General features: G+C 38.9%; 17 protein-coding genes and 1 tRNA gene. All 18 read right to left on the reverse strand.

All coding sequences use genetic code 11. The features are described from left to right. Nucleotides 1-34 precede the first annotated feature (34 nt). Complete coding sequence (locus ACVWYN_RS13645) at nucleotides 35-1,720, reverse strand: PQQ-dependent sugar dehydrogenase (protein ID WP_457289420.1); 1,686 nt, start codon at nucleotides 1,718-1,720, stop codon at nucleotides 35-37. 26 nt (nucleotides 1,721-1,746) lie between these two features. Beyond that, nucleotides 1,747-3,207, reverse strand: coding sequence for a glycoside hydrolase family 28 protein (locus tag ACVWYN_RS13650; RefSeq protein WP_457289421.1), 1,461 nt, complete (start codon nucleotides 3,205-3,207; stop codon nucleotides 1,747-1,749). 402 nt (nucleotides 3,208-3,609) lie between these two features. Further along, a complete protein-coding gene (locus tag ACVWYN_RS13655; RefSeq protein WP_457289422.1) occupies nucleotides 3,610-4,641 on the reverse strand; it encodes a class I fructose-bisphosphate aldolase in 1,032 nt (343 codons plus the stop codon). Continuing rightward, nucleotides 4,638-7,028, reverse strand: coding sequence for a phosphoketolase family protein (locus tag ACVWYN_RS13660; RefSeq protein ID WP_457289423.1), 2,391 nt, complete (start codon nucleotides 7,026-7,028; stop codon nucleotides 4,638-4,640). Before ACVWYN_RS13660 ends, ACVWYN_RS13655 begins: the two co-directional genes overlap by 4 nt. A 94-nt stretch (nucleotides 7,029-7,122) precedes the next feature. Next, nucleotides 7,123-7,749: an HAD-IA family hydrolase gene (locus ACVWYN_RS13665; protein ID WP_457289424.1), complete on the reverse strand. Its 627-nt coding sequence runs from the start codon at nucleotides 7,747-7,749 to the stop codon at nucleotides 7,123-7,125. Between the two features lie 198 nt (nucleotides 7,750-7,947). Then, nucleotides 7,948-8,178 (reverse strand): heavy-metal-associated domain-containing protein, encoded by a 231-nt coding sequence (locus ACVWYN_RS13670; RefSeq protein ID WP_457289425.1) that lies wholly within the window; start codon nucleotides 8,176-8,178, stop codon nucleotides 7,948-7,950. 738 nt (nucleotides 8,179-8,916) lie between these two features. Next, a tRNA-Pro gene (locus ACVWYN_RS13675) sits at nucleotides 8,917-8,990 on the reverse strand. Between the two features lie 735 nt (nucleotides 8,991-9,725). Further along, nucleotides 9,726-10,289 carry a hypothetical protein gene (locus ACVWYN_RS13680; protein WP_457289426.1) on the reverse strand — a complete coding sequence of 188 codons (564 nt, stop codon included), beginning with the start codon at nucleotides 10,287-10,289 and terminating at the stop codon, nucleotides 9,726-9,728. 31 nt (nucleotides 10,290-10,320) lie between these two features. Further along, nucleotides 10,321-12,672 (reverse strand): TonB-dependent receptor, encoded by a 2,352-nt coding sequence (locus tag ACVWYN_RS13685; RefSeq protein ID WP_457289427.1) that lies wholly within the window; start codon nucleotides 12,670-12,672, stop codon nucleotides 10,321-10,323. 40 nt (nucleotides 12,673-12,712) lie between these two features. Further along, nucleotides 12,713-13,024, reverse strand: a complete 312-nt coding sequence (locus ACVWYN_RS13690) for a hypothetical protein (RefSeq protein WP_457289428.1) — start codon at nucleotides 13,022-13,024, stop codon at nucleotides 12,713-12,715. 63 nt (nucleotides 13,025-13,087) lie between these two features. Continuing rightward, nucleotides 13,088-13,309 carry a hypothetical protein gene (locus tag ACVWYN_RS13695; protein ID WP_457289429.1) on the reverse strand — a complete coding sequence of 74 codons (222 nt, stop codon included), beginning with the start codon at nucleotides 13,307-13,309 and terminating at the stop codon, nucleotides 13,088-13,090. Between the two features lie 42 nt (nucleotides 13,310-13,351). Further along, the gene (locus ACVWYN_RS13700) at nucleotides 13,352-13,897 is read right to left on the reverse strand and encodes a hypothetical protein (protein ID WP_457289430.1); all 546 of its coding nucleotides are present in this window, start codon (nucleotides 13,895-13,897) and stop codon (nucleotides 13,352-13,354) included. A 9-nt stretch (nucleotides 13,898-13,906) separates the two neighbouring features. Further along, on the reverse strand, nucleotides 13,907-14,815 hold the full coding sequence (locus ACVWYN_RS13705; protein ID WP_457289431.1) for an NAD(P)/FAD-dependent oxidoreductase: 909 nt from the start codon (nucleotides 14,813-14,815) through the stop codon (nucleotides 13,907-13,909). A gap of 8 nt (nucleotides 14,816-14,823) precedes the next feature. Next, nucleotides 14,824-16,014, reverse strand: coding sequence for an APC family permease (locus tag ACVWYN_RS13710; protein ID WP_457289432.1), 1,191 nt, complete (start codon nucleotides 16,012-16,014; stop codon nucleotides 14,824-14,826). Continuing rightward, nucleotides 16,001-16,858: a hypothetical protein gene (locus ACVWYN_RS13715; RefSeq protein ID WP_457289433.1), complete on the reverse strand. Its 858-nt coding sequence runs from the start codon at nucleotides 16,856-16,858 to the stop codon at nucleotides 16,001-16,003. The genes ACVWYN_RS13710 and ACVWYN_RS13715 overlap by 14 nt, the downstream gene beginning before the upstream one ends. Before the next feature lie 82 nt (nucleotides 16,859-16,940). Further along, nucleotides 16,941-18,461 carry a DUF6850 family outer membrane beta-barrel protein gene (locus ACVWYN_RS13720; protein WP_457289434.1) on the reverse strand — a complete coding sequence of 507 codons (1,521 nt, stop codon included), beginning with the start codon at nucleotides 18,459-18,461 and terminating at the stop codon, nucleotides 16,941-16,943. 51 nt (nucleotides 18,462-18,512) lie between these two features. After that, nucleotides 18,513-19,709: a DUF4876 domain-containing protein gene (locus tag ACVWYN_RS13725; protein ID WP_457289435.1), complete on the reverse strand. Its 1,197-nt coding sequence runs from the start codon at nucleotides 19,707-19,709 to the stop codon at nucleotides 18,513-18,515. 15 nt (nucleotides 19,710-19,724) lie between these two features. After that, entirely contained in the window at nucleotides 19,725-22,475 is a 2,751-nt protein-coding gene (locus tag ACVWYN_RS13730) for a TonB-dependent receptor (protein ID WP_457289436.1), read from the reverse strand. Nucleotides 22,476-23,193 lie beyond the last annotated feature (718 nt).

Raw genomic sequence — 23,193 nt, forward strand, 5'->3', positions numbered from 1 at the left:
ATTTGGTTATAAATGGAAAAGTGTTTGTTAGCTATTATTTAATTTTACGCACATTGGCGACTTCTGAACGAGTGACCGCACCAGCTTTATTCCCAAAACTATTGCGCACGTAGGTTAACACATCGGCAATTTGTTTATCTGTTAAAAAGCTGTGTGATGGCATTACATTGCTGTATTTTTCTCCGTTTATTTCTACTCCTTTCAGGCCTTTAAGAAGTACCTTAATTAGCCTGGTTTTATTACCCAATACATAATCGGTTTTTATAAGCGGTGCGTTCAGGTCTTGTACCCCGCCGCCATCAACCATATGACAGGCAGCGCAGTTTTTTGTGTAAATTGCCGATCCCGCAGTATAAGACGGCTTAATTGCCGCTGGTATCTTGTAAATCGTTTTTATAGGGCTAACAACTTTAACGGGAGTAGTTTTTTCGTTGGTAGTTGTAGCTCGTGGCATTTTGTCTTTATCATAACTGATTTTGTAAATGGCACCTTTTACATCATCTGTAACATACAAAGCGCCGTCCGGGCCTTGTGCCAGCCCGCATGGGCGATGATCTGCACGGCCTGATGCGGTTTTTTCAGGCGAACCCGAAAAACCATCTGCAAATACCTCCCAATCTCCAAATGGTTTACCGTTTTTAAAAGGTTGAAAAATAACGTAATAACCCGCCTGTGGTTCGGGACCTCTGTTCCAAGAGCCATGAAATGCTATAAATGCCCCGTTTTTATATTTTGCAGGGAATTGATCACCTGTGTAAAAGAGTATATCATTAGGTGCCATGTGTGCGGGATATGCCGCCACTGGGTCAATGTATTCAGCACTCCCCTCCTTTTTACCATCGCCACCATATTCAGGCATTTGGATTTTTTTATTTTGTAAACGATCATAATAAATAAACGGCCAGCCTGCATTATCACCCTTTTTCAAAGCATACATGCATTCTGCAGGCGTTTCCGCATTTTGTTTAGCAGTAAACAGGTCCGGGAATATGTTATCTAATTGATCGCGGCCATGCTGCATTACATAAAGCTGGTTAGTTTGGGTATTCCAGTCAACTGCCACAACGTTTCTTAGGCCGGTAGCATAACGTACACCATCGGCATAGGTTTGATTTAGCTTGTCGGGCTTAAATTGCCACACACCACCGCTTATGGATAACAAAGGGCATCCGGGTATACCCATGGATCCTTTTTCTCTATCTTTTTGCTGGCAAGAGTTTAATGGGCAGCCTATGGGTATGTACATATTACCCACATTATCCATCATAATAGATTTGGTCTCATGGGTTCCTTTATCTAATAATCCGGTTACAATAGTCTCGCGGGCATTGGTATCTATTACCTGCTCGTTTTTATCAATCTTATAACGGAATATCTCTGAATTTGAAGCCGTATACAAATAACCTTTATATAAATGCACTCCGGTACCGCCATAATTACCAAATCCCATCTTTACCGTAGCTTTTCCGTCTTTTTGTTCTAACAACAATGTCCCCTGCCCATTAACCGGCCTAGCCAGCCTGGCATATATATTCCCGTTCTGTGTAATAGCGATGTGCCTTACTTTGCCTATACCTTCAATCAGCTTTACTGCTGTAAAGCCTTGGGGTATTATTAAACCGGCGTTAGGCTCATCATCCAGATATTTCAAGGCTGATAAAGTAATGACACTTATCAGTAGCGTTAGTAATATCAATCCGTTAATGTAATTCTTTTTCATATCTATATTGCGCTGGTGCTGATAAACTATTTTGCAGAAATACCCGAAGAGTTCAAAACAAATATTTTCTTTTTATTTTCATGGCCTTTTACGTTTACTTTTTTAAATGAGGCTTTATGAACATCATCTAGAACAATAGCGGTTCTAAAATCGCTTTTGCCTACTGATAAAGAAAGACCGGTAAACGTAACATTCCTGGCATGGCGAATGTACACCCCCCAGGAAGGCAACTCTCCAAACATACTGTATTCGGGATAGCTATCTGGTTTTTCGGGAATATCCTTCATGTTGGAAATAGATACCTTTGCCAATGATTTTTCTGCCCCGCCCGGAAATTTGATGACGATATTTTTAAGGGTAATGTTAGCGATCATCTGGTCTGCCATACCTGCTATCACTACACCAGGCATTGCTTTAAGCGGATTTTTTTCAGTGCGAATCTCTACATTAACATTTTGAACTGAGACATTTTTTACCTCACCCTTTCGCGTGCCTTTACGCGCGCCGGCACGTAAAAATATAGCATTACCGATATTTGTCCCTTCTATACCATCAACTTCAATGTTTTCAATGGTAGCACCGTCGACGGCTTCAAGGGCTATTGCTGAGCGATTGGTATCAAATACTTTATTATTTATTATACGAATGTTTTTAAAGCCGCCAAGCGAAGCTGTTCCAAACTTGATGCCGCTTGCATCTGTAGTCATGCTGTTATTTTGTATTAATATATTCTGATTTAAGACATCCGGCCCTAATGATTTCAGACAGATACCATCATCACTGCTATTGAAATAAGAGTTGGTTACTTTTACGTTATCGCAATCAACAATATCAACACCATCGTTATTCCAAAACGCACGGCTCTCAACCCGTATACTATCAATGGTAACATTTTTGCACTGGTTATAACATTCTACCCAACAGGCCGAATTTTTCAGGGTGATATTCTTAACAGTCACATTTTCACAACCAAATAAGTTTATGATCATGGGCCGCCTGTCTTCATCTGGTCGGTTTATCGAGCCACCTTTTTCCAAACCTTTTCTTAATAATTCGCCAACGTTTGCAGCCAGCTCTTTTCCTTGTCCATCAATAATACCTTTGCCGGTAATACCTATATTATGTTGGTTAAGGCCCAATATAAGTGCTAGTGAAGTATTAAAATTATGGTCGAAAGCCGTGTTTTGCCGATCATAATCAAAAGGATTAACCGAACCTAATAATACTGCGCCTTTATCTAAATGAATGGTGACATCAGATTTTAAGTGAATACACCCGGTTAGGTACTTTCCAGAAGGAAAAATGAGCTTTCCACCGCCATTTAGGCTGATGTAATCAATACCATATTGTATTGATCTCGTATTAAGTATGGTGCCTCCACCTTGTATGCCAAAATAAGACGCAGGATAATCTTTAGCAGTTGCAGAAAAACTGATTGAAGTTAAAGCTATTGTTAAAAGTGATAATATGGATAAATGTATTTTCATAAGTGATTTGCTCATTTAGATATACCACACTAAATCTATAGGGGTTTTGATTACTCGACAATATCAATGTTTTGTACGGTTTTAAAAATGTTATCCCCTGTTTTTTTACGCAATCGTTATCGAAAAGAGGTGCTTTAGAGAGTTAACATCAGCCAAGCTGCAATACGCTGATAATGTATTATTTGTCCCATTTATCGATCATATGAGGTACCAAAACCGGTCAAATGACGTACCAACTAAGGTCATATGACCTTTTTAAAGACACTTATATTGGGTAAATTTGTATGATACAACGCGATGTTAGCAAGCAGTGATGCTGGTGAAAAAGTTCTTTGACATATTTTTAAATTTGGGGGTTATTGAAGGGAAAAAAATTAAAACCTCGTTAAATGAAAAATAAATCTACTCTATTAAATCGTTTTCCATGGAAGCATCATATTCTCCACGCCTTGCAGCTGCGTTACATTTTGCCCTGTGATATAATGATTTTTGTGCTCTTGCAACATTTGCTTCAACACCTTTCCAAATATCCAAAGCGGGTTGTTGAATAGCTCTTGCAAAAGAGAATGTAACTATCCATGGCAATTGGTTCTTAAACTTTGTGTGTATCGCATTTAAATGAGCTGTCGCATCTTCGGCAGACTGCCCACCAGATAAGAATGCAATAGCAGGAACGGCAGCAGGAACTGATTCTAGCAAACAGTTAACAGTGGCTTCTGCTACCTGGTCTATGCTGTTTTGTATTTTGCTTCCCGTTCCGGCAATTACCATATTCGGTTTCAAAATCATTCCTTCCAAACTAATGTTGTTAACATACAACTGATAAAAAAGTATTTTAAGTACTTGCGTTGTTATTTGATAACAACGTTCCAAACTGTGGTTACCATCCATCAATACTTCAGGCTCCACAATCGGCACAATATCTGCCTCTTGGCATAAAGCGGCATACCTGGCCAGGGCATGAATGTTCGCCTCAATAGAACCAGTAGTTGGAATACCATCGCCTATGGAAATTACAGCCCTCCACTTGGCAAAGCGAACACCTAATTTTTTGTACTCTTGTAAGCGGTCCCTTAACCCATCTAATCCTTCTGTTACTTTTTCATTTGGAAAACCGGCCATTGGTTTTGCACCAATATCAACTTTGATTCCAGGAATAATCCCAGCCTTAACCAACACATCTATAAGGGGAATTCCGTCTTTTGTTTGCTGGCGGATAGTTTCATCATACAAAATAGCACCACCAATGCTTTCATTCAAACCAGGAGTTGTCACGATTAGTTCACGATATTTGCGGTGCATTTCAATGGTTTGTGGGATACCCAATGCGGCAAAACGTTTGTTGCAGGTGCCTGTACTTTCATCCATAGCAAGCAATCCTTTGTCTAAGCCTAATAATTGTTGAACGGTATCTATAAGAATCTGTTTGTTCATGACTTAAAACCCTCCCATTTCCAGTTTCTAATTTCAGGCATATCCATACCTTCTTTCCTAATGTAGTTTTTATGTGTTATCAATTTATCCTGCATCTCTTGTTTTAAATAGGCTATTTTGTTTTTCAATTGCGGTAACCTATCTAACGTGTCCATTACTAAATGGTACCGATCCATATCGTTCAAAACCGTCATATCAAAGGGTGTGGTAATTGTTCCTTCTTCTTTGTAGCCACGTACATGGAAGTTTACGTGGTTAGTACGTTTATAAGTTAGTCTATGTATGAGCCATGGATAACCATGAAATGCAAAAATTACCGGTTTGTCTTTTGTAAATAAAGTATCGAAGTCTTTATCATTTAAACCATGGGGATGTTCTGTCTCCGGTTGCAGTTTCATTAAATCAACTACGTTTACTACCCGCACTTTAAGTTCAGGTAATTTATCCCGAAGAATAGAAACAGCAGCCAAAATTTCTAGTGTCGGTACATCTCCTGCACAAGCCATTACTACATCTGGTTCTAAATCTTTATCGTTACTTGCCCAGGTCCATATTCCGATTCCCTTAGTGCAATGCACTACAGCTTCATCCATGCTTAGCCATTGTGGTGCAGGATGTTTACCAGCCACTGTTACATTTACATATTGCCTGCTACGGAAACAATGATCCATTACCGATAAAAGACAGTTGGCATCTGGTGGAAGATAAACCCGTACTACCGATGCTTTTTTGTTCATCACCACATCAAGAAAACCAGGATCCTGGTGGGTGAAGCCGTTATGATCTTGTCGCCATACGTGTGATGCTAAAAGGATATTTAGAGAGGCAATTTTTCTACGCCAAGGTAAATGCGAGGTGACTTTCAGCCATTTAGCATGCTGATTAAACATGCTGTCAATAATATGAATAAAGGCTTCATAACAATTAAAAAGCCCATGTCTTCCCGTCAATAAATATCCTTCCAGCCAGCCTTCGCATTGGTGTTCGCTTAGCATTTCCATCACTCGACCTTCCTTTTTAAGAAAGTCATCCGTATCAATTACCGGTGCTTCCCACTGACGGTTGGTCGCTTCAAAAACAAAGTCCAATTTGTTGGAAAGGGTTTCATCTGGTCCAAAAATCCGGAAGTTTCTTTGGCCGATGTTGGCCTTTATAATATCTCTTATAAATTTCCCCAGCACCAAAGTATCGCCTGGTCCCAATTCACCACGTCTCATTTCAATGCCATAGTCCCTAAAATCGGGCATACGTAGATTTTGGAGTAAGAGCCCTCCATTGGCATTTGGATTATCTCCCATTCGGTGTTTTCCCGATGGTGCCAATTCTTGAAGGTCGCCATTTAAACGTCCGTTTTTATCAAACAATTCTTCTGGTTTGTAACTCCTCAGCCAATCGTCTAACTGCTTTAAATGTTCGGGATTTGTTGCAGGATCTTTAATAGGAACTTGATGCGCCAAAAAATTACCTTCTATCTTTTTACCGTCCACAAATTTAGGGCCTGTCCAACCTTTTGGTGATTTTAAAATAATCATAGGCCATTTCGGACGAGCAGCATTTTTGTCTTGAGCTGCCTTTTCCTTAATGGCTTTTATTTCTCCGATTACCTTATCCAGCAATGTTGCCATTTTTTGGTGCATGTCCATCGGGTCACTGCCTTCAATTAAATAAGGCTTCCAGCCATAACCCAAGAAAAGTTGCTCCAATTCCTCATCTCCGATTCTTGCTAAAATAGTAGGATTAGCAATCTTATACCCATTTAGATGAAGAATAGGCAACACCACACCATCTGTAACTGGATTTAAAAATTTATTGGAATGCCATGCAGTTGCTAATGGTCCTGTTTCCGCTTCGCCATCGCCAACTACACAAGACACGATTAAATCTGGATTGTCAAAGGCAGCTCCGAAAGCGTGACTGAGCGAATAGCCAAGTTCTCCACCTTCGTGGATAGAACCGGGGCATTCGGGAGAAACATGGCTCGGTATTCCGCCGGGAAATGAAAATTGCGTAAAAAGCTTTTTTAGCCCTTCCTCATCCTGGCTTATATTTGGATAAACTTCGCTATAAGTACCCTCCAAATAAACATTCCCAACAATTGCGGGACCGCCATGACCAGGGCCAGAAACATAGATCATATCAAGATCATACTTTTTTATAATCCTGTTGAGATGGACATAGATGAAATTTTGACCCGGAGTGGTGCCCCAATGCCCAAGCAGCATATTCTTAATATGTTCGGGTTTTAAAGGCTCTCTTAGAAGCGGATTCTCATGTAAATAAATTTGTCCAACAGAAAGATAATTAGCGGCTCGCCAGTAGGCATTTATTTTTTTTAACAGATCTTCCGATAAGTTCTCGTTTGATGTTTCTAAAGATTTTGTTTCCATTACTTAAATTTTTACTGTTGTTTAATTAGAGTATTTATTTAAAGTTTCTTTGTGCATCCGCCATTGATGACCAATACACATGTTTTTAAGGCCATTATAATGAAGTATTAAATCCTAATAATTGTAATTCTATACAGGTTGCTTCATAATTATTATGGCAAATACCTTTTATGCCCAAGCTTTCGGCAATCTTTACAAATACGCATACATCATCAATACAAACCGTTTCCTCTGGTTTTGAGTGTGCCATATCAAGCGCCAATTTGTAAATATCAACATCGGGTTTCCGTATGTGAACATAGGTTGAGGATACAAAAAAATCTATAATGTCTGCCAATTCAAATTCCTCAATTCTGTATGCATTTAGTTCCCTTGCCTCATTGCTCACTGCAATAACCTTTAAACCGTACCGCTTTTTTAAGCTCTTTATCAGCTCGATCATTTTTGGGAAGGGCTTTGATTGCGCAAACATGAATTGACGAAATTCCACTTTTGTAAAATCACGCAGTTTATTAAAAACTGTGATGTCCAGATATTCATCCAAAGTAAGCTTTCCCAGTTCATAAGTTTCAAATGCCACGGCATGTCTAGTATCAAACTCATTAAAATCAAGATTGAACTTTTCTGCAGCCAGCCATCTCGACTTATGACCCCATCCATTGGTTAGTAGTACATTGCCAATGTCAAGAAAGAGTGTTGTTATTGCAGTTTTTGATTCCATATTAAGCGTTGTTTCTATTAACAGGTTTTCGTTTTTCGATTCCTTTTTTTTGTCGATTAAATGATGTGAGACAGGAAAAAATATTCTAATAAGGAGATCGATTGAAGATTTTAATCATTCCTCTACAAACAAACTTCTATATAATTTTCGTCGCAGCACGATTATTTACTAACCAATATCTTGAACCTTACATAACATTTAATTAAGCTGTGTTAAGTCTGTAATGGTATAATTCGTATTCTTGAATGCATCCTGAAGTGTCTCGGCCTTGATCGCCACAGAAGACGTGATTTCTGCTTGCTTATTGGCCAAGTCAACGGATACCGATGTTACATTTGGAGCAGCGGCTAATCTATTTTTAACTGATGAAACGCAGCCACCACAGCTCATGCCGCCAATATGAAAAGTATGCTTGATAAAATTATCCATGATTTTTTTGTTTATTTTTTATTCAGTTACACTGTCTCCTGCTCTTCAGTTCCGCTGTTACCCATTTTAACGTAACCTCTCTTTTTTGTATTGAATTAATATGAATAAAAGTATTGTGTTTAAATTGATAAAAGTTACATAAATGCGTAAATAAGTTATATAATTTACACATTTTCAAACTGTTATGCAATCAGTTAATATTTCTATTTAACTATTGCATTATACTCAGATGATACCTTTTGTTCGTTATTACATATCTTAGCATTACTTTTTCAAGAAATAGCACCTGCCTTTCCTCCATTTTTCTCTTCGGTATAAATTTGTTCTCCAAGCAGTTTCCCATAATTAAAATTCTCCCTTTCCGTTATTTTCTGAATATCTGTGCAATAAACATTTTCTCATCTTGAACTTTCAGCATCGTAAAAGAAGCGAATAATGGCATATCAAATATCTCCTCTTCATTATGTATTAATTTGTTGTTGGTTCATGAGGAAGAAAAAGGGCGTCGTCAGCCAATCCTATACTTTCGAAGGGTTTTTAGTATTCATAATACTTTGGGTTTAATTTTTCTTAGTTATAACTAAGCATAGATTTTTGATAGTCTAAACTGGAAGACCCTTTTGCATAGCCAATGGTAGAACAACGTAAATATAAGGAGGAAAGAAAATTAGAAAACAATAAAAAACCCCTTTAATCATACAATTAAAGGGGTTTAAGTGACTTTTAGAAGTCTAATTGTCGGGGTGGCAGGATTCGAACCTACGACCTCCTGCTCCCAAAGCAGGCGCGATACCGGGCTACGCTACACCCCGAACTGGTATCTTCTTTTTTAGCTGGTCAAATTTAAATTGCTAAGCCAAGCAATTTGTCGGGGTGGCAGGATTAGCCGTTCCCTTTTTAATATGTTGTTATCTAATTACTTAGATATTTCTCCTGTACATTTTTAATAAAAAGACACCGAATAGGGCACATATAATTAACCTAAATTTATATAATTATATATGTCAAAAACATCTTTTAATTGCAATCAATTATGTTTTGATGATGCAAATATAGAAAAAATTTCACAGCCCATCGAATTTTTTAAAGTTTAATATGTATTTTTTTAATCTTAGATATTGAGAATATTTTAGTATGATCTGCATAGCGACTGGAAAAAAATGTGGCGGAGAAACTCCGCCACACCTTAACTATATTAACCAATCTATCAAATTTATGATAGCCAAATATAAAGAAAAAATATTCAAACGCAATAATGTTGCGTTAATATTAATTTTAAAAAAATTTCAATGTAAAATTATCAAAAACTCTTTAATGTGTTGAATCATTAAGTTTTATTAATTATTGTAGGTTGGATAATTAAACGATTAATATAAAAAACAGCAAACCTTAAAAAATATTGTAGCGAGAGCAATCAGCAAACTCAGCGAAAAGCAAGTAGTTCTTCCAATATAGTATTCAAAAAAAGGCCCAGCTATTAAGCTAGACCTCTTTATCCCCTTTTTCTTATTTAGCAACAGGGAATTTTAATTATGCAATATTTTTAATTATTGTATAATCGTATTAAAGCTAGCATCAAAGTCAGTACTTCCAGGTGACTCTGTTCCATTTTTAACATTTGGTTGGTGGCGAAGGACAACCTGAAGTTTACCAGTAGAAGCAGCTCCAACTGCTGCCGTGCCTTTAATACCAATCTCTAAGTTGTTTTTATCCTTATCAGTTCTCACTAATGTAATGTTTAATCCTGTAGCTGGTTTGTAGATCCATAAATGTTCATCGGACTCTGAGATGATTTCACTTAGCACATTTCTTTTGGTTGCATCGGTAGTAGATTCATTCAATACCTCAGATACTTCAAAAGTATATGCTACATTCTTTTTAAGTGTAAGTGTACCAATGGTTGGAGCTACACCACCATCACCATCAGGGTCAGACCAAGTCACAGTTGATACATCGGCTGTATTTGTTGTATTGGTAAATTTTAAAGAGACCTTTGTAATCAGCTCATTTTCATCAGCCATTGGCACTTCTTTATCTTTTTTACATGCCGATAAGCTCATCACTAGAGCAGTTACAGCGATCGTTCCGAATTTTACTTTTTTGTTAATCATGATTTTTGTTTTTAAATTGTTAATATTTATTTTAATTATGTGTTGTTCCAAAGGGTATCTGTAAGCGCAACGTAATATTTCGACCTATATCATCAGTATAATATCTAAATCTATTAAGATAGTCTCGGTAGGCAACATTCATTATATTATTCACGGTAAGTCCAATATTCCATTGCTGTGCACCAATAGTAATTGAACTTGCAACCGTTGCGTCCAAAAGCGTGTAAGCTGCTGGTGCTGGTGCAAAATCTTGATCATCCCTAACCTGGTTCTGTCTTGCAACATAGCTTGTCGAGAAATCGATTGTGGTTGCATTGAAAGATTTGAAATTTGGTAAGCTGTAACGAATACTTCCTGTTACCTTGTCTGCCGGAATATAGATAAGATGGTCGTGGGTAGCTTGGTCATAAGCCCTTACGATGGAATATTTTCCATTTAAACTAAAATGTTTATCTATTTCATAATCCAACATTGCATCCAGACCCGTAAAACGAGCATTTAACTGCACATACTTATTGGAAAGAAAGCCACCACGTTGGGTAATTTCAAATATTGGAGCTCCAGATGCGTCAAGCTGGGGCTGCAGATAAATATAGCCATCTATTTTATTATGGTAGAAATTAATATCGCCTGTTAGTTTACCACTATGCCTAGTAATACCAACAGATAGATTCAATGAAGATTCCTCCTTAAGTTTTCGATCTCCTTTTTCAAAAGATGCATTCCCCTGATGAACACCTTCTATAAAGAGTTCGTTAATAGCAGGTGGGCGCCATCCCTTAGCTATTGTTGCTGTTAATTTATAATTAGCCGGCAGCATGTAAGACGATCCTACGGTACCAGAAAGTTGATTAAAGTTAAATTCAGGGTTTTCGATCGGGCTGTTGTTATCTTTAGGGCTAATCCTTTTGGTTACCTGCATAAATTTTTTATCATAACGAAATCCTGCTTCAAGTCCAAGATTGCCACTATTCCACCTTTCGATTAAGTAAAGCGAACCGTTGTAGCTTTTAAAAAATGGAATAAGATAGGCACCATCATAATAATTCTGCTGAACTATTCCTCCTGCACCAATCCTGCCCGAGAGGCCAGCTATTGTTTTATGATCAAGATAAAAATCAGCTACCTGTGTACTAAGGTCAAATTTGTATTGGTAATCATCCTGCGATGAGGCACGCACTACATCGTATTCGCGGCGATAGTTCTGCTGATAACTATATTGCAAATTAACTGTACCAATGTTTTCAAAGAGGTAGCTTACTTTCGATTTTATAAGTTGATGGTTAACAAGTTGATAAGGACGCTCTATTAGATAATTGAGATTTGATTGGTAGATTGCCAAAGGCTCAGGTCTTCCAATTGCATTGTTCCTGTCTGCCGTGCTTCCCACATTAGACCCGCTAAATATTCCTAACTTGGTATTAAAGCTGGAAGCATATACTTCCGCTTTCCAATTGTTATAATGGTAGCCAAGTATCAGTGCACCATTATATTCCCGCAATCCAGTATTCTTTAAGTAATAATCTGCCGTCTTAGAATTGCCTGCAACTCTTACAGTTCCCTGTAGTCGCCAGCTGAAATGGCTTTGTAAACCTGGGCCACCTTCTATCATCCCAGAAAAAGCACCGAGCCCGCTATTGCTCATTCCTACTAAATTTACCTGTCCCCTTAATCCTGTGTGGTAGTTTAACGGTGCAGGCTCTACCAACACTACGCCTCCAATTGCATCGGCGCCATACATTACGGTAGCTGCACCTTTTACCACGGTAAGCTGACCAGCAATAAAGGGATCAATTTCTGGTGCATGCTCACTACCCCACTGTTGACCTTCCTGCCTTACACCCGCATTATGAATAAGTACACGGTTACCATAAAGCCCCTGAATAATGGGTTTTGAAATCGTTGGGCCAGTTTGGATCGAGTTTACCCCAGCGATAGCCTTTAAGCTTTCTCCAAGGGATTCGCCCCTTGTCATTTCAAGCGCTTTTCCATCCAATTGGTTATTGATTTGCAATGGCTTGATTTCTGGCCGAACGCCTTCCACTCTTACTTCAGCCAATCGATTGTCAGAAGCAAAAAGTGAAATATTAGTTTGAAGTTTTTCCTTCAATAAAATAGTTATTTCTTTAGATTGATAACCAATAAAACTGATGGTCATGCTATATTTACCTGGACAAAAGCCGTTTATCAAATAACTTCCGTCTGCTTTAGACACTGCAACCTGGTTCACTGATTTCAGTTCAATACTAGCACCAATCAATGGAGAATTGGTTCTGCCATCAAGAACAAGCCCACTAATAGTACCCGAGCATTGTTGCGCAGTACTATAAAAAGGCATAAAAAACAAGAAAAATGGCATTAAAAGCCAGCTATTGTTACTCATTAGAAACTGTAGATAAAAATTAGACTAAATGGACTTTAGGCTACGCTACAGGTGGAGCTTTATTGGCCAATTGAAGATCGGCTAAGAAAGAATAAGGAATTGAAGGGATTAAATAATTTACTGAATGCTGTTGATGAGCAATAATAGGCGATTGATCCTGAACGGCAGTCGAAATAATTACTTTAAACTGCTCGCAACAAGACCTCTCGTATTTTTTTAAAATAGGAGTTTTACTTTCTGTAGATGTTGTACTGAGATGATGATGAAAAATCTGTTGTATCGGCAATACTGCAAATTGCATAGCAATGAGCAGCACATAACTGATATAACGGACTAATATTTTTGTCTTCATCTTATGTTCGCAAGATAAGTGTAATTTTCGGAAAAGTAAGCTGTACAACATCATTAATACATGTTAGCGGCTGAAATGTTTTAATTTTTTTTTGGATTGATAAAAGTCGCCGAGGCCCGCTGTAGCAATAATTATACCGACCGTAATCACATAGCAATATAGTAAACGGAGAAAAGTAATCTCTTCGATATACTCGCCAGTTTGGGGATCTGCCTCAGGCATATTGAAATAGGTCATCAGAACCCCAGCTAGCGAAAGGGTAAGTCCAAAAATTATCTTTTTCATTTTTTTCTATAAATTTAATTTTATAAACAAATTTTTATTTAATCAATGTACTGGAGGAGCCATCGCATCGATTTCTTTCATGTAATCGATGTAGGCCTGTTTGTAGGTAAACTTATTGTGTGCAGAATCGGAAATGTAGCGGAGAAAATCTTCAAGGTCGGCTTCGGTAAACCCCAACCTCACAAACAGTTGCTTATCCTTTTCCCAATCTTTCGGCGCTACCTTTTTATTTTCCAGGCTTTGGTACAATAGCAGGCTTTCCATAAATTCCCGATAATTGTTCGTCTTTTTGAATGCGTTGATCGCACCTACTACGTCTCTATAACTAGCCAAATTGGAAAGCTCTACCTGGTCTTGCAGAACCGTAAGGAGTATGGTTCCATTCATAAGTAATGTATCTGAGCCAATAAAATTTCCGCAATACCTCAAAATCTTTAAATCGTTCATGAAAAGAGAATTCTTTGCTGTAACGTGATGTCCAAGGAAATAAGGTTTTTTATCCAACAACTCGGTGCAGTTGAGCTGAGCTCTTGCCAATTGGCAAAAGAAAAAGAAATAAAGCATTGATAAGATTATCCTTAATTTCATAATCTTGTGCTAAAATTCTTCGATAATCATTTCCCTATTCAGCATTGCTCCTGTCAAAGTTCCAGCCGCTACAGCGGAGGAGATTGAACGGAGAGGATTAGCATTATCGCCACAGGCGAACACACTCGATAGTGTTGTCTTATTAAATCCATCGATTTTGACAAGGCCTTGATCAGTGATATCACAGCCCATTTTCTCTGGAACAGAACAATGCTGTACCATTTGCGGTCTGGCATAAAGCACCTCAACGGCAATACTGCTCCCATCTACCAGTACCACATACTGAACCATACCCATATTTGCAACAATTTCCTGTATTGGCACCTCAATTATCATCACCCCACGGCTATGTAGTTTTGCAATACCTACGGATGAAAGATGCGCAGTCCCATTAGTGAACAGAATTAGGTTTTTTGTCCAGTTTGAAACCATTTGAACAAGTTCGAACGACATTTCCCCATTTAAAATCACCCCAGTCTTTTGATTACGGACTTCATAGCCGTGGCAATATGGGCAATGTAATATGGATATTCCCCAGCACTGTTCGAAACCTTTTATATCAGGCATCACATCTATAATTCCTGTGGAAAAGATGAGTTTCTTTGCACTAAATACTTCCCCCAACAATGTATTTAGTACAAAGCCTTCGGCTATCGGACTCGCACCAAGCACAACATCATCAAAAAAACTAACCGTTTTATAGGTGGCCACTTGCTTCTTCGCCAGTTTATGAATTTGCATTGGGGTATTTCCATCCTGTGTTAAAAAATTATGGGACCTTGGCGTATACCTGTTGCAGGGACGCCCACCATCGATGACCAGCACACTTCTTAACGAACGACCGAGAGCCAATGCGGCTGAAAGACCAGCATAACTACCTCCAATAATGATTGCATCAAGTTTTAAATCTTTTCCCATATCGATTACTAAATTTTTAAACCCTGATTAACTAAATGATAGATGCTCCATATAGTAGCTGCAATAAAAAAACCAGGACAAATTAATTTATACCATTTCAATTGGAGCCGTGAACGCAGCAGGATAACAACAGAAAGCACCGCACAAACATTCATTAAAACCGCCGAATAAGTTAAAATTTGTTTAAAGGAGCCAGACAGGATCATCACCACAATTATTGCATATTGTAACATTATCGCATAACGCGGAATGCCCTGTCCAGCCCTTGCAAAAAAGGGAATCTTTGTGTCGGCGGTCATTCTTGCTATCACTCTAGGACCAATCCAAACCATGGCACTAATGGTAGAAATGAGCAAAAAGGACAGCATCATTCCTATAAATCTGCCACTGACCCCATCAAATAAGTACATAGTGGCCAATGCCCCAATCTCAAGTACGCCATCTATCTTATTGATAGGTATCAATTTTAAAAAAATATAATTGAGCAGCGCATAAAGGACTATAACGAAAATGGTTCCTGTAATAACTGCCCGTTTGATGGTATGTTCAACATCACTTATTTCCCCAAAAATATAGACACAGGCATTCCATCCCGAATAGGCAAAAGATACGTACACCAATGCAATTGCAAACGAAGGCGAAGCGACTAGTCCAATATCCCATTGGTTTAACGTTACTGGATTTGCTGTGCCCGCAACACTAAAACCAAAACCGATCAATATCAATATGACCAATATTTTAAGGCCAGTGGTGAAGAGCTGGAAGTTGGCTCCTATTTTCAGGTTTATAAAATGAAATAGGGAGATGAAACTTAATATGGCTATAGCTAAAGTTTTTTGCGAAAAATAAGAAAATCCAGTTCCCAAATAGGCGGCAAAAGCCATGCAGGCAAGGGCAATAGGTGCAGTAAAGCCTGCAAATACAGAAACAATACCAGCAAAAGAACGTATCGCTACGGGATAATTACTACCAATATAATGGTATTCGCCGCCTGATCCAGGAAATTGTTTCGCCAACTCTATGTAGCTCAACCCTCCGCATAACGCAATTATTCCTCCGGCTATCCACAAAAGTAGGATGGCAGATACAGATGGTAATGCCCCGACCTGAAAACCCAAGCTGGTAAACACTCCAGTACCAATCATATTGGCAATTACCAGCGCAGTGGCAGTAAGAAATCCGATCTTATTTTTTTCCAATGCTTGCAATATTTAGGAAAAGGTTGTAATAGTCCACTGAACCATCAGTCCTTACATATTTAATACGCAGCGCCCTGTATTTCTCTAATGCAAAGGCTGCCCTCTGCTTAATGGTCTCATCTGCAGTACCTGGCTTGCTATCTTTCGGGATCGCATAAACGAACCTTCCAGTTTCCTTTGAATATACTGGCATGTTATAAAAATCGCGTTTAACGAATTCCTTGGTTTCATCACTCGTGATGGAAGCCTTCACAAAAAAATCTACCGCATGCGGTGGGTAGCCAAACAAATTTCCATAGGAACGGAAGCGGTCATACGGCCGCTCATATTCGGTGGTATTGACCAGTAATGGTGCAGGCGTGCCAGACACGTATGCGAACTGACCATAAAAAGAACTGTTTGCATTGACCATCGAATCAACCAAACTCTGGCGGTAAACGTTGATGGAAATATTTCTTAAACCTTTCCGCTGAATCTTAAATGGAACCATGATGAAGTGTACATCATCAAACTGAAGCGCATTGATTATTCTTTGGTATTGTTGTAGTTTTTTATAATCCCCCCCATTTACGTCCGTAACCATCGCATTGCTTTTTGCCAAGGTATCCTTTTGAGCAATTGCCAGGTTAAGATCCGCCACGGTGCTCATTGGCTTGAGCCGTCCCGAAAGGGTATAAAGGCCTTCATTTTCTAACGATTTTTGTAGTAAGGTGTCTGCCAATTGCTTATCGATTACCGATAGGGAATTATATGCACTGCGATATTTTTTTACGTGCTGCTTTGAAACACTACATGCGCCAAGAAACATGATGCAAAGAGTACAGCTGTAGAGGAATTTGTTCATTGTTATTTTGTTAAAGTTTTAAACGATTCAAGCGCTAATCCACTATTCCATTTTTAAGCACTGCCAGCATTTATAGTTGATATTAGAATAAAAGTTGAATAGTGGTTTGTAAATAATTAAGGCTGCTATTATTTTGTGTCTGGAGTGTCGTATAGGCTGCAGACAAGCGGTAGTTGAGGGAACCTGTTTTAAAATTTAAAGCTGTTGCCAGTTGGAATTTGAGGTAGGAAGTATCCATGTAGGCAAAATCCGGCCTTACCAACAGATTGGAAATTACAGTAGCGCGATTGATTACCAAATCTGAGAACAATGGAAAATGATAGCCCATTAAAGGTTCTATTTGTAGTTGCACTCTTCCATTAAATCTTTGACTTAAACTGAAACGGAGATCGTTATGCAATTGTGTTACCGTCCAATCTGTTTTTGCGATGGTCTCGTTATAGTTCATGTAGGTTATCGAAGGAAGGAAGTCGGCATGAACCCAGCTTTTTTTACCCCAAGGCCGCCAAATGGAAGCTTTAAGCCGCAGGTTGGAAATGTAACTGGCTGGATTTATGCCCTTGAACCTTGGATCATAACCGGTCCCATCTTTAAGCGTACCATTTACATTTACCGACCATCCCCTATTATAATCAGATCGGTGCTGATAGCCTGAATAAAATTCCGCATTTTTTTCATCATAGCCACCAACTAATAATGGATTTAGGATATTGGTGCTCGGATCACGTACATTTCCATCTCCAACATCTTCTGTAAGGTAGCCCACCCTAGCACCAATCAAGAATACTCCCTTATCGAATTGATATTTATACGCCAATCCGGCCTGCCATCCCCATCCCTTGGTATAGCGTTCTGCTCTCACTACCGGAACATAGTCAAAAGTACCATACCCACGCAAGCTGTAAAGTTTGAAATTTGTGGATGAAAATTCGCCTGTTTCGACATCTTCGGTTTTTCGCCTATAGGAAGCTTCTATGCTCATCCGATTTTTACTATTAATGAGGAGGCCTAGAGATTGTGAAACTTTAAAATCAAGGTAGCGATATAATGGTCTTGGATCATTCCTTCTATTACCCTGCTCGGCCAGGTAGTCGATGTCGCTTGCCAATATCCATCTGCCGATCTTAGGATAGGCAACCTGAAGTTTAGCCCTCATTTCATCACCACGCCAATTTCCTCCTATCGAATCGGCTGTAATAAAGGGGTTACCTTCATAAGGCCTTGCCACGTTGGCAAACCGGATGCTATCTTTTGTAAACTTGTGGTAATTGAATTCCCCATAGAAATGCCAATTTTTATAGCTTTGAAATCCGTTAGCACCAAAGCCAAGAAATTGGATCTTGTCTGCCTCTTGGGGCCTTCTAAATTTTCCGTTTTGGTTACTATAATCGAAACCCGCTAATGCATAGTTTGGGATGCCAACATCTTTTATATCCAATGCATTTGATGAAGCTCCCAACGAAAATCCATTAATCTGTTGGCGAAATAGTTCCAATCTGTCGATGTGCTGTTCGCCTTTCTGCGCAAAAACAACCGATGTCATATCAAAAGACAAAATGGCTGTGCCCAGTAACAACATGTATCGAAATTTAGTGCTCTTCATTTCAAATGAGTTAACAGGTCGTCAAAGATATTGACGACCTGTATTGATAATTTAATTGAATTTTTTAGGGGTAGGTTTTGCGATCTTCACAAAATCATTTCCACTGTTATTTGTATCTTGGAGTACCACACGGCCATTGATGGTTGTGGATACTTTTCTTCTGAAGCTTTCCATGTTATAGGTATCTGCCGCAAATACAAACCCCGCATCTAACGCCACAGGAACTCTCTTGTATCCTGCACTATTTGCATCCTTTAACGCTTCGAAAGCATCAATTACCAAGGCATTAGGGATTTTGATACGCGGATCTTGAGTACTGCCAGGGATAGCAACCTTTTCAAGTTTGGTAAAATCATCTGCCCTGAAAATAACCAAGCCAGGGCCAAATACGGTTAACAACCAATCAAAACCTCCTGTAAAGTATGTTTTTTCAAGATTAGGCACGCTAGGAGCATCTGCATCACGGTTATCAGGTCTTTCGTTATAAGTTTCAAAATCTGCTTTAGAAAGATCTACCGGGCTATTGGGATTTAGCGTTGCTTCTTGATGGTTTACCCCATCCTGTGCAATAATGATGCTACTACCTACTGCTAGTGGATACTGTTTTCCAGTACCAGGAATGCGCCAAACATTACTCGCATAGCTATTATCCTTATCATTTTTATATGGAGTAGCGTCTGAGGTAGGATTTATCAGCCCAGAATTTCCATAAAGATCGGCGATGTAAAGTCCATCAAGATAGATCACATCGGTTGAATTGTTGTAAATTTCCACAAACTGATCAGAGAAATAGGTGCCCCCTGTAAGCGTTCTAGATCCATTATAATACACTTCTTTGATCAACAGGCTTCCCGCAGCTGAGCCTGCAAGTTTTAGCGTAACATTTGCTACGGTTCCAACGTTCACATCATTTTCTGCAGCATTTAATTGGATCGCCCGTGAAACTCCAGTTAAGGTTAGGGCTTCTGTTGCTGTTATCGATTTTGTGGTAGTAATATTATAGGTTCCAGGGATCACATCGTTCAATGTGGCTACCCCCGAGCTATTGGTAACTGCAGTTAGAGTTGCTCCATCAGTTTTGCTGACCAGTTTTACCTCTGTATTAGCGGCACCGCTCTGACTGTAAGTAGTGGGATATTGAACGGTTACCTGCACCGTAGCAGTTTGGATCATGCTATTTCTTTTTTTGCAGCCAAAAAAAGCGGTTATAGCTAATAAAAGAATAATTGTAACTTTTGTTGTTTTCATGTTTTTTAATTGTGTTTATAAATGGATAGTAAATTCTGCGCCAAAGAACAGACTTTGGTTGCGCTGTACGAAACTGTTTGAAACTGTATTCAGATAAGTTCCCCTATCTGCAACTACGTTGTTAACATAAAATGAAATGCCGCTATTGTTTTTGAATTCCTTGGTTAATCGGATATTGAAAAGCCATAAGGGTGGAGCGCTATCTGTACCTGCCAAAGTACTGCTCAAGATGCGGCGTAAAGGAATATACTCAGGCTTCATGGCATCCGATTGGGAAAGATAAACCACTTCCCCCATATTGGATACATAGCCTACAGGGTATGGACTAAGATCAAGATTTCTATTGCTGCTGCTCCATACGGTTTGCACCAGACCTGATAGTAGGAATTTAAGCTGCGGAAAATGGGTTGCAAATCGGAGTGAGGTATTGAAACGGCTTCCCCTGTTACCAAAACCCGACCTGTAGATGGCTACAGATGTTGGAGTAACGCTACTGAAAATCGCCTTTTGATAGTCAACAGCATTTCCATTGTCGAAAGACGTAGTTGTAGTCCAGGCACCGTTAAAGTTCAAACTGGTATTGATGTCCTTAAATTCTGGTGTATTCAGCTGGAATTCGACACCCTTGTTGGTAATTTTTCTGTTGTTAACACTTACATCATAACCAGCATAAAAAGGAACCATGCTTTCTGGAGTTGGACTAAGAACTGGTGGTGTGCCTACAGGAAAACTTGTTGCCTTTAATTTGGCAACAGCTAACACGGTAACATCCCTATTGATACCAAAAGCACCGTTTGTACCTTCTCTATATGCAGTAATATAACCGCTAAATCCATTTTTTTCATAATCAAGTCCGAGTTCGAATTTTTCTGCGGTATAAGATTTGAGCTGTTCATTATTAACATCAAATACCTTAGTGGTAATTACCACGAGTCTTTCGGTGGGATTGGCAGCGTAATAATTGAAATTAACTAGGTCAACATACCGTTTGCCTGGATATAAAAAGGATAGTGTAGGTGATTTGGAGGTTAGCCCATAACCTGCCTTAAAACGGAAATTTTTCCATATTTCTACTGCCATATTTATCCTTGGCAACAATTTATTGCCAAATCTTCCTGTAAATAGGCTGCTAGGCTGAATATTATCATAACGTATGCCAGCATTGAAATTCAGTTCCCTATTAAAAATTGTTGAGGTTATTCTATCTTCTACATAATAGCCAATCTGTTGCAATGCCGGTATCTCGTCATAGGAACGCGGCCTGTCACCAACTGCATAATTTTGCCTTGGCGGCCTTGTTGGGTCAAAAAGCCTACCCTCGCCAGTATTACCATCAAAGCGATACTCAAATCCAGCTACCAATTGATGTTTTAAGTTTCTAGCTGTAGCATTATTAAAAAAAACACCTTCCAAACGGTTGTATAAAGATAATGGCTTCCCGTCTGTATTAACTACTGATAGGTATTCACTTTCGCCATAACGAGCAACGTTGGTACCATCAACCAATGCGTTGCTTACCGGAAAAAGATCACGGGTTATCAGTTCCTGAAGATAGCTTTGCTGATGGGTATAGTTTATTCCAAAATCCATAGTTAGTGAGGATAGCCAACTCAGTGAAGTATTAAGCTTTAAATTGGTTCCAAACCGAAGCCCCTGATCCTTGCTATAGATTTTTCTTTGGTATCTTTTATCATCAGGATCCTGCTTTAGATTATCTAGTGTTGAAGAAAAACCTAATCGTGTGGTGGTATACAGGCCCTTATTTTTTAGGAAAGCTTTGCTATAGGTCAGTTGGTTTGTTATTCGAGTATATTGACTTAAGGTATTACGGGGATCCTGAAATGAATAGGAAAAGTCATTGTCTATACTCAAAATCCCTCCATTTTTACCTAATTTAAAACCGAAGCCTAGCGACTGTTGTACAAGCAGTGGATTTACACGGGTAGTTAATTGTGGGCTGAAAACACCAGCACGGGTATTAACTAGTACTCCCCCACTTGTAAGATCGCCATAACGTGCAGATGGCACACCGGTAATTACCTCAATGCTCTCAATCTGGTCTGCAGGAATCTGCCTCAAGTCGTTACCCCTGCCAGCAACAGAAGAAAAAGAAGGCAGTGATCCTGGTGCACTATTTAAGATGTTTACACTGGTTTGCAAATTTGCATTATTTGAAAGTGGAATTCCATCCATAATTATTGCTGTGCCCAAAGCGTTTGCCCTACTGGCATCACTATTACTTGGTACCTGACGAAGGTTGAATTGTTGTGCAGCAGACATATCGGGGTTTCTTGCTAATTGCCCAGGCAAAAGTTGTAGTATATCGCCAAGACTTATGGGTTGTAAATGGTGGATGGCAGTTTGATCGATTACATTGGACGACCCCATTTTCCTGCGTTTTGACACTACCGAAACTTCTTTTAACGCTAAAGAAAGCGTTTCCATCTGCAGATTGAGTAGCGTATCTTTTTTTAGCAAAATATTAAGTTGCAATTGCTTTTTGCCTAATAGAGAAACCAAGAGCTGATAAGCGCCGGGATTACGAAGTAACAAGGTAAAAAAACCATTCTGATCTGTTGTGGCAAATATTCCAGCGCCATCAACCTGAACAATCGCATCAGGAAGCGGTCTGTCATTTTCAATAGCAGTTACTTTGCCCTTTACTGTGATCTGATGTACCTGAGCTTTGGCAATGGCCGAAATACAAAGTAAGTATAGCAGTATCCCAATACTAACTAAAGTGAGATTAATTTTAGAAAAACGCATGCGCATTAGTGAAAGGCTGCATTACTACGGCCTGTAAAAGTTAAAGGAAAATATTCAATCGTTATGATTTTGGCTATTAAGCCGGCTGATTGGATATGGGTGGACCCTTATTCCCCTTTTGAATGAACGCAATAAAGCCATAGTTCTTTTTGAACGGAACAAAGCTGACTGCTATCTCCCCAAAAAATATATGGCTATTTGTGGACGTGTGGAGATCGATTGATTGGGTATGAAAGATTTTAAAGAATTGGCATACTTCGCAGCTGGCATGTTTTAATACAGGCAGCCCATCTTTTACCGTTCCTGAAATATCTGAAGTGTTGGAATGTGTATGAGAAATCTCGGATATAGGTGCCAAGAGTACACATAACACTAGCATTAAAGCTAATGCGGTTCTTATGGTTGATAACCTACCTGTATTCCAATTTTTAAACATCGCCACAAAGTTGCATTTATTCCATCGGAATTCAAAACTTACTTTTGCATTTTTAATTATCAATCTAACCTATTGCCTTTTTCCTCTTTAAACCAACTTCCTAGAAATCCACTCAATACTGTTACTGGTAATCTTTTCATTTTCTTTCAATCTATTGTAAAACAAAACTACTAAAATTAATATTAAATGCAACTATGTTGCTTTTGAAGCAGTTTTATTCTCTATGTTTTATTACTAAATTCCCGTATTAGATTATCTATTTTTTTTCGAAAAACCATTTAA

Source organism: Pedobacter sp. UYP24 (assembly GCF_054057295.1).